Source organism: Larkinella knui (assembly GCF_003858645.1).
Lineage (GTDB): Bacteria > Bacteroidota > Bacteroidia > Cytophagales > Spirosomataceae > Larkinella > Larkinella knui.
The window spans coordinates 248,898-262,020 of record NZ_RQJP01000005.1 but is presented as its reverse complement, the minus strand read 5'-3'; the positions used below and the strand labels follow the sequence as shown (position 1 = coordinate 262,020).

Below are 13,123 nucleotides of genomic sequence, written 5' to 3'. Positions count from 1 at the left end.
ATTTCTGACCCATCATTCCGTCTTCAGGCTTTTCACCGGATTCATCAGGGCGGCTTTGATACTTTGGAAACTGATGGTCATCAGGGCAATGATGAGGGAAGCCAGAACGGCTGCGGCAAACATCCACCATTCGATGTCGATGCGGTTTTCAAACTTTTTCAGCCAGTTGTCCATCGCCCACCACGAAACCGGAAGGGCCACCAGCGACGACAGCAGCACCAGCAGCAGGAAATCTTTCGAAAGCATCAGCACGATGTTGGAAATGCTGGCGCCCAGCACTTTCCGGATGCCGATTTCCTTCGTGCGCTGCTCGGCCGTGAAAGCCGCCAGCCCGAACAAACCCAGACAGGAGATAAAAATGGCCAGAAACGCGAAGTAATTCGCCAGTTTGCTGATGATGTTTTCACTCTTGTAGTTGTTGCCAAACTCCTGATCCGTAAACTTATACTCGAATGGGTATTTCGGATTGAATTTTCGGAAGGTCTTTTCCAGGCTGGCCAGCGCTTCGCGGGTCCGGCCGGCTTCGGCCCGAACCAGCACCACGCCGGAGAATTCGTTCCGCTGCATGTGCAGAATCAGCGGCTCGATGGCCACGTGCAGCGAATTGATGTGGTAATCCTTCACCACGCCCACAATGATGCCCTTCCGGCCCCAGAACGTCATTTCCTTGCCCACCGGATCTTTAAAGCCGATCTTCCGGGCTGCGGCTTCGTTGATCAGGTAATTGGTGGTGTCCGTGCTGTAGTCGGGTGAAAACGCCCGGCCTTCTTTCAGCCGGATGTCCATCGTCTTGAGGTAGTCGTAATGCACGGCGGTCTGGTTGAACAAAATCCGTTGCGTGGTGTCTTTCCCCGGCCAGGTGACACCGATGGTGGAACTGCCCACTTCCAGCGGGTCCGACCACGAAGTGGAAACCGCCTTGATGCCCGGCTGCGTCAGAAGCTCGCTGCGGAAGGTTGGGTAGTTCTTCTGCAAATCGCCTTCCAGCGGCATGTAAACCAGATTTTCTTTATCGAAACCCAGATTTTTGGTTTGGATGTACCGAATCTGGCGGTAAATAATGATCATTCCCACAATCAGAATAATGGACAGTGAAAACTGAAACATCACCAGCCCCTTGCGGAAGAGCGTCGCGCTGGGTTTGAATTTAAGAACCCCTTTCAACACAACGACGGGTTTTAGCGACGACAGGAACAAGGCCGGATAACTGCCCGACACGACACCCGTTACGAGCGTCAGTCCCAGCAGAACCAGCCAGAAAACCGGATCGGCGAACCGGAAGGTGAGTTTCTTTTCGGTAAGCTCGTTAAAAATCGGCAGCAGCAGCACCACCACCAGCAGGGCAACAAACAGGGCCAGAAACGAAATCAGCAGCGATTCGCCCACAAACTGGCCCATCAGCGAAGACCGTTCGGCCCCCACCACCTTCCGTACGCCCACTTCCTTCGCCCGCTTGACCGAGCGCGCCGTGGCCAGATTCATGAAGTTGATGCAGGCAATGAGCAGGATAAAAACCGCCACGATGATAAACATCCGGACGTATTCGATCCGACCGCCATCGAGCTTCCCGCTTTTGAAATTGGAGTGCAGATAGGCTTCGCTGCTTTTTTGCAGAAACAGCTCGATGTTGTTGGTTTGCCTGTTCGTTTTCTGCTTGATGTAGTCCTTGATTTTGGCCGACAGCTTGTCCGGATCGGCTTTTTTGCTCAGCAAAACGAACGTTCGGGGGCCATTGTTTCCCCATTCTTTTACCCACTTGTTGTTTTTGACAAACCGCTCCCACGAAACCAGGTAATCGAATTTCAGCGAGCTGTTTTCCGGCAACGCCCCCATCACCCCGGTCACCATCATGTCGTCGGTATTGTCCACACGGATGGTTTTTCCCAGCGCATCCTGGTTGGGAAAATACTTGTGAGCCAGTTTTTCGGAAATTACAATACCGTCTGGCCGCGCCAGGGCGGTGCGGGCGTCGCCCTGTTTAAGCGGAAACGAGAAGATGGTCAGGAAATCACCGCTGGCATAGCGACCGTTTTCTTTGCCAAATGTAGTGCCCACCGTCAGCAGGATGTTTTGCTCCCACGTCATCATGGCGGCTTTCTCGACTTCCGGAAAATCTTTCTTCAGGTTTTCGGCCAGAATACCGGGTGTCGCGGGCGTTGAGCTAACGTCCTGCCCGGCCCAGGCCTGATTTTCCATGACCCGATAAATCCGGTCGTCATTCGCGTGAAACCGGTCCATCGCCAGTTCGTCCTGCACCCACAGCAGAATAACCAGACTACAGGCCATGCCCAGCGCCAGGCCAAGGATGTTGATTAACGAAAACGTTTTGTTGCGTTTCAGATTACGCCAGGCGATTTTGAAGTAGTTGCGAAACATAGGCTGGAGATGATTAGCGCAGAAAATGAAAAGTGTTTAAAAGATGTTTTTCCAACCCCGATAGTTGCACAAGGCGGCAAGAATAGTAGCTGACTGTCAACCCCTTACAACAGGAGTATCCTAACCAGCAATCCAGAAAGGACTGCGTATCGTTAATATCAAAAACGCTCCCAACCCTGACCACTCAGCACTATGAAAACCATCGCCCGACTTTTCGATCATTTCGACCGCCTGGACACCCGCATGAACCGCTGGTTAGTTACCTACAGCATTCCTATTTTACGGGTCAGCCTGGGCCTGGTTTTTCTGGGTTTTGGTGTGTTGAAATTTTTTCCCGGTATCAGCCCAATCGAGGTTTTGGCTACGAAAACGACGACCGTTCTCACCTTGGGTCAATTGCGCGGACACGGTGCGATGGACCTTGTGGCCACGCTCGAATGCATCATCGGTATCTGTTTTATTTCGGGTCGGTTTCTGCGCGTCGGCGTCTGGCTGATGGGGGCGCAGATGCTGGGGGCGATGTCGCCCCTGGTGCTCTATCCGGCCGAGCTTTTCCCCGGACCACTCCACGCCCCCACCCTGGAAGCCCAGTATATCATCAAGGATATCGTTTTGATAGCCGCCGGTCTGATTATTGCCTCTACCTGGACCGGAGCCCGGATCGTTGCGGAACCCCAGAGCATGAAAAGCACCTTGTTCAAACGAATACCAGGTGTGTATAAACCCGATGCCATTTTCAAACCCAGTCTGTCACAAGCCATCCGCCAAAACTAGCTGTGCGTGCACGGGACTCTCCGGCGAATAACCGTTTTTTACTCACTCTTCAGGCTCTTCACGGGATTCATCAGAGCGGCTTTCACCGACTGGAACGAAACCGTCAGCAGGGCAATGAAAACGGCGAGCGCCCCGGCCAGCACAAACACCCACCAGTCGATGTCGATCCGGTAGGCAAAATCCTGCAACCATTTATCGATCGCATACCAGGCGATGGGCGACGCAATGAGGATGGCAAACAGCACCAGCTTCAGAAAATCCCGCGAAAGCAGCGCAATAATACCGGCTACTGAAGCGCCCAATACCTTGCGAATGCCTATTTCCTTGACGCGCCGTTCCGCCGAAAACGAAGCCAGTCCGAACAGGCCCAGGCAGGAAATGATGATCGCCAGCGAAGCCAGAATGCCCACGATTTCGCTCACCTGACCGTCGGCCCGGTAAAGCTCGGCAAAATGCTCATCCAGAAAGGAGTAGTCAAACGGTTGGTCGGGCGCGAGTTTCGCCCAGACGGATTTCGCGTAGGCAACGGCGGCCGGCGCATTTTTTCCGTTGATCCGAATCGACATTTCACTGTAGCCCCAATCCTTCTGGTCGAAGATGCAAAGCGTTTCAATTTTATGGTGGAGCGAGTTGAAATTAAAATCTTTTGCCACCCCGACAATTCGCCCCAGTGAATCCATTCCGCCGAAGCCGAAGTTCCGCCCGATCAGCGATTGTATCGTAGCTTTGGGTTGTTCTTTCAGCAGTTCTTTGGCCAGTGTTTCGTTGATAATATATGCTCTGGCGTTATCGGTTTTGCTGTCTTTTAAAAAATTCCGACCGGCGATAATGGGGATTTTATAGAGCGTCAGATAGTCCGGATCGACAATTATCTGCGACGTGGCCAGTTCGCGAACCGGTCCATCACCGTGAAATTTAACCCCGGTCTGGTGCAGGTTATTGCCGAGCCGTTGCTGCGAACCCGTAACGCCTGTGATCAGTGAATTCGACAGAAGCTCCTGTTTAATGGCGTCGTATTTCGGATTTGTGTTGGCATTTAAGGGAACAACAATCACCTGATCACGGGAAAAACCGGGGTCCTGGTGTTCCATATACCGCAGTTGTTTTACGACAAAAGCCGTCGCAATAATCAGAAAAACCGCTCCGGTAAACTGGCCGATCACCAGCATATTCCGGAATGAACCTTTGTTTTTACCAAGTTCCAGGCTGCCTTTCAACACTTTGGTAGGCTGATACGACGAAAGGAAAAAGGCGGGATAACTGCCGGAAATGACACCGATTAAAACAGCGAACGCGATAAATAAAATCAGGAGCAAGGGATTTGTAAACACGGCTAAATCCAGTTCCCGCTGACTTAATTCGACGACAAAGGGCAGAAATAATTTAACCAGTACGATCGCAAATACCAAAGCGATAAAAGACAATAGAATGGATTCGCCGATAAATTGACCGGCCAACTGCGTTCGTTCGGCCCCAACCGATTTCCGAATACCGACCTCTTTCGCTCTGCCGGACGATTTCGCCGTGCTCAGATTCATGAAATTGATGCAGGCAATCAGCAATACGATAATGGCAATGACCGAAAAGATGTACGTGTAATTTTTATCGAATTTCTGGAAATTGAGGTAATCATGCGTAATCGACACCGAGTTATCGTGCACTTCATTCAGGGGTTGGAGAAACAATTCGTAAAATTTCCAGCCTTCACCATTCATGTGTCTTTTGAGGAATGCCGGAAACTTTTTCTCCAGGGCCGCGATGTCGGTATTGGGAGCCAGTTCCAGATAGGTCACCAGCCAGTTTCCACCCCAGTTGTTCATCGCATCGGGTTTAACAAACGTATTGAACGAGAATACCCCATCGAACTGTAAATGCGATGTTTTGGGCGTATTTTCAAGAATACCGGTCACTTTAAACGCGATGGTGTCGGAATCATACCGCACGAGGGTTTTGCCGATCGGGTTTTCTTTTCCGAAGAAATTAGCCGCGCTTTCTTCCGTCAATACCACGCTATTCGGGTTTTTCAGGATCGTTTCCCTGTCGCCTTTGAGTAGTTTAAAATCAAAGATTTGCAGAAAAGAAGAATCAGCCCACAACATCTGGGGCATGACGATCTTTTTAGTTCCGTACGTTAACCGCACTTTCTGATTGGGCCGAACGCGGACAAAATTGCGGATTTCCGGGTATTCTTTGGTCAGCGTTGGCCCCATCGGAAACATGGATAACGCCACATTTTGCGGTGCTACCATACCCGGAAATTTCTGCACTTCATCGAGCCGGTAAATATTCTTTTTGTGAATTCCGTCGAAACTGTTTTCGTACGTCACGAACAACAGGATCAGAATACAGGCCGCCATTCCGATGGCGAGTCCAATGATATTAATGGCTGAAAAAACCTTGTTTTTCCACAAATTCCGCCAGGCGATTTTGAGATAGTTTTGTAGCATTTTTAGTTAAGAGTTATGAGCTGAAAATGAAGAGTTAAGAGTTAAAAACAGGAATGGTGATTTTTAACTCTTAACTCTTTATTCCGAACGCAGTGAGGTTACCGGGTTTGTTAGTGCGGCTTTGACCGACTGGAACGAAACCGTCAGCAGGGCGATCAATCCGGCCAGACCACCCGCCAGGGCAAACACCCACCATTCAATGGCAATTTTGTACGTGTATTCCTCTAAAAACCGGCTCATGGCGTACCAGCCAATCGGCGCGGCAATGGCAAAAGCAACCAGAACCAGTTTCAGGAAATCTAGGGACAACAGCGAAACGATGCTGGCGACAGTCGCTCCCAACACCTTCCGAACGCCGATTTCTTTCGTCCTCTGCGTGACGACGAACGACACCAATCCGAACAAACCCAGACTGCCAATCAGGATGCCGACGGCGGCAAAGAGCGTGAGGAAGTTGGTCAGTTTGCGTTCGTCGTCGTAGAAAGCCCGAATGTCCTGATCCAGAAAGTTGGCTTCAAAATAATAGTTCGGAAAAAGCGCTTTCCAATGTTGTTCAATGTGTTGCAACGCTTTGGGCTGCTGCCTGGCGTCGATCCGGATACTGGCCTGCTGAAAATTCCAGTCGGCATACAGGAAAACGTGCGGCACAATACTCGACCGCAGGCTTTGCGAATGGTAGTCTTTGACGACGCCCATGACCGTAAACGGCTGATTTCCATCCAGGTTGATTTGTTCACCAACGGCTTTTTCGGGATTCGGATACCCCAAATCCCGGGCGGCTTTTTCGTTGATCACCGCGACGGTATTCGTATCCGCCCGGGTCCACGACCGACCGGCGATGAGCGGTATTTTAAAAAAGTGGAAGTAATTCGTATCGACGTATTGAACGCGGAACTGGTATTCGCCATTGGGCAGGTTGCGGTGATGCACGGATCGCCACCACCAGTTGTGGTTGCTCGACGGGGTGGTCAGCGCAAAAGCCACATCCTTCACCTCCGGATGCTGGAGCAACTGCTGCCGGAATCGCTCCCGCAAAACGCCGTTGCCTTTGTCCGGCATCGTCACCGTTACAATCGCTTTCTTATCGAAACCCAGGTCGGTTTCGTAAAAATACCGGATTTGCTTGCTACCGATCAAGGTACAGATGACCAGCACCTGGGCCATGACAAACTGCGTCACCACCAACGAGGAGCGCAGCGAAACTCCCCGGGGTCGGGGGATGTAAAACCGCCCCCGCAACACCTTCACCGGCTGAAAACCGGACAGCACCAACGCCGGATACAGACCCGCCAGAAACGTGACGACGATGCCCAACACCAGCAGAAACCCGATAGCCCCGGCATCCCAGACGGTCGACTGCGCAACCTGCGTGTTGAGCAACTGGTCGGCATACCGGATCAGTTGCGTAGCCAGCAAACTGCCCAGGCCGATGGCGGCAAAAACCAGAAAAGCCGTTTCGCCAAAAAACTGAACCATCAGCTGCTTCCGGCTGCTGCCCAGCACTTTACGGACGGCAATTTCGCGGCTTCGCTGAACGGCCTGCACCGTGGCCAGATTGACAAAATTGATGCAGGCAATGATCACCAGAAACAGACCGATGGCGGCCAGCGTGTTGAGCATCCACTGCGGAATGACGTAATTGAACGGATCGGGGTCAGTTTCCGTGTTGCGGTGAACCTCGGTAATCGGCAAAAGTTCAAACCCGGTCAGGGCGGAGTATTTCTGGTGCTGGCGGGCCAGTTGCTTCAGAGTTGCTTCGACGGCGGAGGGCGAAACACCCGGTTTCAGAACCACGTAGCCGTGGTGCATCGAATCGCCCCCACCCCAGTATTCTTCGTTGGTATACTCGTGTTCGATCCGTTTCAGCGTCTCGCGGGACGCCAGCACCTGAAACTGAAATTCCGAATTGACGGGCGCTTTGCGGATGATGCCCGACACCACCAGATCGATCTGGTTGTTAAACCGGATGGTTTTGCCCAGCGGATCATCGGTGTTAAAAAACCGCCGGGCTGTCGGTTCGTCCAGCACCACCTGATAGGGCTGACTGAGCGACTGCTGCGGGGAGCCTTTCACCCAGTCCACATCGATCATTTCCAGAAACCGAGGTGGCGCAAAGAAGAGGTGTTTAACGTTGAAAATCGCTTGCCCCACTCGCAAACCCTTGGAACCGTAGCCGTAGGCGTTGGCCGCCACTTCGACTCCCGGAACCTGTTCGTTAAGTGCCTTGATCACGCCCTGGGGAACGGAGGTTCCCTTCTCGCCGAACTTGTCGACAGCAATCAGCCGGTAGAGCCGGTCGGCGTTGGCGTGATACCGGTCGAAGCTGTATTCAAACCGCACGATCCAGAACAACACGATGGCAACACCCAGCCCCAGCGTCAGCCCGGTGAGGTTGATGAGGGCGTAATTCCGGTTACGGAGCAGGCTACGGCCGGTGGTTTTGAGGTAATTGCGAAGCATGTGCTTTTTGAGTCTGTTTGTTTACCGAAATCCTGCAACCCGATCTGAATTGATGGGAACGCGGATTGAACCGATTGGGCGGATTTTCACGGATAAAAATCAGTTTTAATCCGTTTCATCGGCTCAATCCGTGTTCCGATCTCATTCCGACCGCAGGCTCTTCACCGGATTCATCAAAGCCGCCCGAATGCTCTGGAAGCTAACGGTTACCAAGGCAATCGTGCCCGCCATGACACCCGCCAGGGCGAACATCCACCACTGAATAGCAATTTTATACGCGAAATCCTGAAGCCACTTGTCCGTAAAATACCAGGCAATCGGGGCGGCAATCAGGAGCGCGATCAGCACCAGTTTCAGGAACTGGAACGAGAACAACCCGAAAATGTGGGAGATCGATGCGCCCAGGGCTTTCCGAATCCCCACTTCCTTCTTCCGCGACTCGGCCATGAAAGCTACCACGCCGTATAAACCCAGACAACCGATAAAAATGGCGATACCGGCCAGCAACCGGAACAGCGTATACAGGCGTTCCTCGGCCGCGTAGAAATTGGCGATGGTCTTGTCCAGATAATCGTATTTGAACAGAAAGTCCGGGAAGGTCGCCGACCAGGCCGCTTCGACTGCCGCCAGTGTTTTGCTTACCTGCGTCGAATTACCCGAAATCTGAATACCCAGATTTCCATAGGCGTCACGGTGCGTTGTTAGAATACACGGTTGGGTTTCCTGATGCAGCGAAAAGGTGTTGAAGTTTTTGACCACACCGACCACCGGAATGCGCCGACCGTTTACCTCGATCAGTTTACCCAGAATCTGATCCGGTTTTCTCATACCCAGTTTGACCACAAAACGCTCATTTACAACGGCTTCACGCATCGTGTCCGCCGGCAGATTGATGCGTCCGGCAATCAGTTTCAGGCCGTAGGTGTGGATGTAGGACGTGTCGGAAGGGCGCATGACAACGCTGTAATCTTCCTCTTTTTCGCGGTTTTCGTAGCGAAAACCGGTCCACCAGTTGCCGCGGGCCGAGGGCGACGAAATTCCGAAACTCATCGATCCAATGCCGGGCAGCCCCGTCAGTTTGGCCCGCAACGATTCGAGTTGACCCGGTTTTTTCTCCGGAATGGGAATCATCACGATGGCATCTTTGCGAAAACCCAGATCGGCATTCCGGAAATAATCCATCTGATTATATACAATTACGGTACCGATAATCAGCGTCTGCGAAATCGTAAACTGAAGCACAATCAGGCTCCGGCGGAGCGTCAACTGCCCGCTGCCCGACCCACGAATCTTGCCTTTCAAGGCTAAAACCGGCTGATAACCAGACAAAACCAAAGCCGGATAGAAGCCCGCCAGAACCGTTGTGAATACCGCCAATAGCAGCACAAAACCCAATACCGTCGGATCATTCAACAGCGTCGTTGGTAACTTCACATTGAGTAATTCGGCCACCGAAGACAAGGAGACGTTAGCAATCAGTAACGCCAGCACGACGGCCAGTCCGGTCAGAAAACCGGTTTCGCCCAGAAACTGCCGGACCAGTTGCGTCCGCGAACTGCCCAACACTTTCCGAACGCCCACTTCTTTCGACCGACGGATGGCCTGGGCCGTCGCCAGATTGACGAAGTTCACACAAGCCGTTACCAGCAGAAAAAGCCCGATCAGCGCCATCGCCCAGATCATGGATTTGCTGATGGTTCGTTCGCTGTAGTTACTCAATTCGGTGCTGTAATGAATTTCGGTCAGCGGGTCCAGTTCGTAAAGCTGGTTCCTGGCGTCTTCGCCTTTCACGTATTTATGAAGAAAAGGAACCAGTTTGCGTTCCATCGCTTCCGCCGTGGTATTTTTAGGTAACATCAGGTAAAGTTGCGCCCCCGTGTAGGAGGAATTCCAGTCGTCCCAGTTGGTGTTGGCACCGTACTGCTTCAGGGAGGCAAACGACACCAGCATTTTGAACGGAATGCTGCTCGTAACCGGCGGGTTTTGCACCACGCCCGACACCAGCACATCCAGTTTGTTATTCATTTTCAGCTTTTTGCCCATCGGATCGGCGTCTCCAAAATACTTGCGCGCCAGCTCCTCCGACAGCACTGCCGTACCCGGACGATTCAAGGCCGTGGCCGGATTCCCGCTGATCCACTGGTAATCGAACAAACGGAAGTATTCCGGCTCGGCGAAGGCAACAACCCCATTCGCTTCCTGAAACCGGCGCATGGTTCCTTTGGTCCGGGTATCTTCGGCGGCAATCAGCGGACCGCGAATGTCATGGATGAACGTCAATTGGTGTTTCAATTCGGGGAAATCATTGCGCAATGCAGCCAGCAACGGAAGCGGTATGCCCACATTAAAACCTTCTTCCGGTTTCGTAAAATGCCGAACCATCCGGTAGGTCCGGTCGGCGTTGGCGTGGTGCCGGTCGAAACTCAGCTCATACCGAATCACAATGAATAACAGCAGACAACACGCCAGGCTCAGCGTCAGGCCGACGACGTTGATCACGGAATAATTCCAGTTGCGCCGAAAAGCGCGAAGGGCAGTCGTGAGGTAATTTCTTAGCATTGTTGTTTGAGTTGTGAATGAAGCGTGAAGAATTAGGAGTTAGGAGTGATGAGTTAACAGTTGGCGACCCCGTCTTAACTCATCACTCTTAACGAGCTATTCCGAGCGCAGCGAGGTCACCGGATTCATCATGGCCGCTTTAATGGACTGATAACTCACCGTCAGAAAGGCAACCAGTACCGCCATGGCCCCCGCCGTTGCAAATAGCCACCACGACAGGTTGGCCCGGTATTGAAACGTTTCCAGCCACTGCGAAACCGCCCACCACGCCAGCGGAGACGCCAGCACCAGCGCGATGAAAACCAGTTTCAGAAAATCCTTTGAAAGCAGGGTGACAATACCGCCAACGCTGGCTCCCAGCACTTTCCGAACACCAATTTCCTTCGTCCGCTGCTCGGCCGTGAAAGCCGCCAGTGCGAACAAACCCAGACAGGAAATCAGGATGGCCAGCGTTCCGAAGTAATTGATGAGCGTATTGACCTGTTGTTCACCACGGTACAACTTCTCGTAGGCATCATCCAGAAAATGATACTCAAACGGGTAGTTGGGATTGAATTCCCGCGAGATGCGTTCCAGGTCATCGATGGCTGCGGTGGTTTTCCCTTTCTCCGTCCGCACCAGCAAATAGCTCGTATTGCCGGGAATCAGGGTCAAAATCAGGGGTGTAATCGGACTGTGTAGCGATTGCAGGTGGAAATCTTTCATCAACCCGATAATTGGCCCTTTGCCCATCCAGAAACCCACCTGCTTGCCCACCGGATTCTTCATACCCATCATTTTAGCAGCCGCTTCATTGATGATGTACGACGCCGAATCCGCCTTTCGGGCACTCGAAAAATCCCGACCCTCCACGAGTTTAATATTCATCGTCTTGATAAAATCATAGCCCACGGACATGGTCGCTGCGTTGGAGTTCTGATCCGGTTTTTTACCCGGCCAGGTCAAATCGCCGGAGGTGGCCTCAATATTGACGGGTAAACTCATGGTCACCGACGCCGAAGCAATCGACGGGGTGCGAATCAGTTCCTGCCTAAAAGCCTCCATCTTGTTGTAGGTGTCCCCTTCCAGCGGCACATACAGGACGTTTTGCCGGTCAAGACCCAGGTTTTTCGTGCGGATATACTCCATCTGGTTCGCCACCGCGAGCATGCCGATGATCAGAAAAATGGACAGGGTAAACTGGAAAATTACCAGCGTTCGGCGGAATAAAACCGCTCCGGAACCAAACCGCAGCGTTCCTTTCAGAATGCGGATCGGTTGCAGCGACGACAAAAACAAAGCCGGGTAGCTGCCCGACACAAAACCGGTGATCAACACCAGAATCAGGATGCACAGCCACAGGGTCGGGTCTGCCAGGTTCAGCGTGAGGTGTTTGAAAAAAACAGCATTGAAAGTTGGCAAAACTACGCTCACGATGCCCAGGGCCAGAAAAACCGCCAGCAAACTCGTCAAAACCGATTCGCTCATAAACTGTCCGATCAACGAAGACCGCAAGGCTCCCACCACTTTCCGGACACCCACTTCCTTCGCCCGCATGGCCGAACGGGCCGTGGCCAGGTTCATGAAATTAACGCAGGCAATGAGCAGAATAAACAGGGCTACCAGGGCAAAAATCCGCACGTATTCGATCTTGCCGCCAACGGCCTTCCCGTTCTCATACTTAGCGTATAAATGCACATCTTTTAGGGGCTGAAGAACCGGCACCGGCACTTCCTTCCAGTTCGTATTGCGCCGGTAAATGTCTTTCATACGGGCCTCGGCTTTGGCCGGTTCGGCCTTGGCATCCAGCCGGACGAAGGTCATAAACGAGTTGTTCCCCCATGTTTTTTTCCAATCCTCCTCCTGCACATCGTAATTGATGATCCAGTCGAACTGAAAGCTTGAGTTGCCGGGCAAATCTTCGAGGACGGCTCCAACGGTATAATACGTTTTGTTATCAAATTGCAGGCGTTTTCCGAGCACATTGGTCGTGCCGAAAAACTTCTCCGCTACGTTTCGGGTAATAATAATCTGGTCGAGTCTGGAATGCGCCACCAGCGGACTTCCGGCAACGGCGGGATAGTCGAAAAGCAGAAAGAAGTCTTTCGTTGCAAAAAAGCCCTGTTGTTTCACCGATTTCTCGCCCACTTTCAGGAGCTTTTCCTCCGGAAACTGCACTTTGGCCGCGTACATGACTTCCGGCACATCGCGTTTCAACACCTCAGCCAGCGGACCCGGTGTAATGCTACTGGTATAAATGGTTCCCCCTTCGGTGCTATTGGTCCGTACGTAAAAGATGTCATCGAGATGGGGCAAAAACCGGTCGTAGCTCAGCTCATCACTGACCCAAAGGCCAATCATCAGGCTGCACGACATGCCCAGGGCCAAACCAAAAATATTGATAAACGAGAAGAGTTTGTTTTTCAGCAGGCTCCGCCAGGCAATTTTGAGGTAACTTTTCAACATGGTTTCAGGAAATGAAAGTGCGCATCAATCCCTACTCCCAAATGATGTACCAGAATAAGCAA

Annotated in this window: 6 protein-coding genes; 1 reads left to right on the top strand and 5 read right to left on the bottom strand. The window is 52.2% G+C overall.

The genetic code is table 11. The features are described from left to right. Positions 1-12: 12 nt before the first annotated feature. Positions 13-2,376: an ABC transporter permease gene (locus EHT87_RS23460; RefSeq protein WP_124909116.1), complete on the bottom strand. Its 2,364-nt coding sequence runs from the start codon at positions 2,374-2,376 to the stop codon at positions 13-15. A 192-nt stretch (positions 2,377-2,568) separates the two neighbouring features. On the opposite strand from EHT87_RS23460, the gene EHT87_RS23455 reads away from it, so the two are divergent. Continuing rightward, the gene (locus EHT87_RS23455; protein WP_185716332.1) at positions 2,569-3,150 is read left to right on the top strand and encodes a DoxX family protein; all 582 of its coding nucleotides are present in this window, start codon (positions 2,569-2,571) and stop codon (positions 3,148-3,150) included. Positions 3,151-3,188: 38 nt separating this feature from the next. Here EHT87_RS23455 and EHT87_RS23450 read toward each other — a convergent pair whose 3' ends face one another. The 4 genes from EHT87_RS23450 to EHT87_RS23435 form a co-directional block, all read right to left on the bottom strand. Beyond that, on the bottom strand, positions 3,189-5,597 hold the full coding sequence (locus tag EHT87_RS23450) for an ABC transporter permease (protein ID WP_124909115.1): 2,409 nt from the start codon (positions 5,595-5,597) through the stop codon (positions 3,189-3,191). Positions 5,598-5,675: 78 nt separating this feature from the next. Next, positions 5,676-8,057: an ABC transporter permease gene (locus tag EHT87_RS23445; protein WP_124909114.1), complete on the bottom strand. Its 2,382-nt coding sequence runs from the start codon at positions 8,055-8,057 to the stop codon at positions 5,676-5,678. Positions 8,058-8,198: 141 nt separating this feature from the next. Beyond that, positions 8,199-10,616: an ABC transporter permease gene (locus EHT87_RS23440; RefSeq protein WP_124909113.1), complete on the bottom strand. Its 2,418-nt coding sequence runs from the start codon at positions 10,614-10,616 to the stop codon at positions 8,199-8,201. Between the two features lie 96 nt (positions 10,617-10,712). Further along, positions 10,713-13,061, bottom strand: a complete 2,349-nt coding sequence (locus EHT87_RS23435; protein ID WP_124909112.1) for an ABC transporter permease — start codon at positions 13,059-13,061, stop codon at positions 10,713-10,715. Positions 13,062-13,123 lie beyond the last annotated feature (62 nt).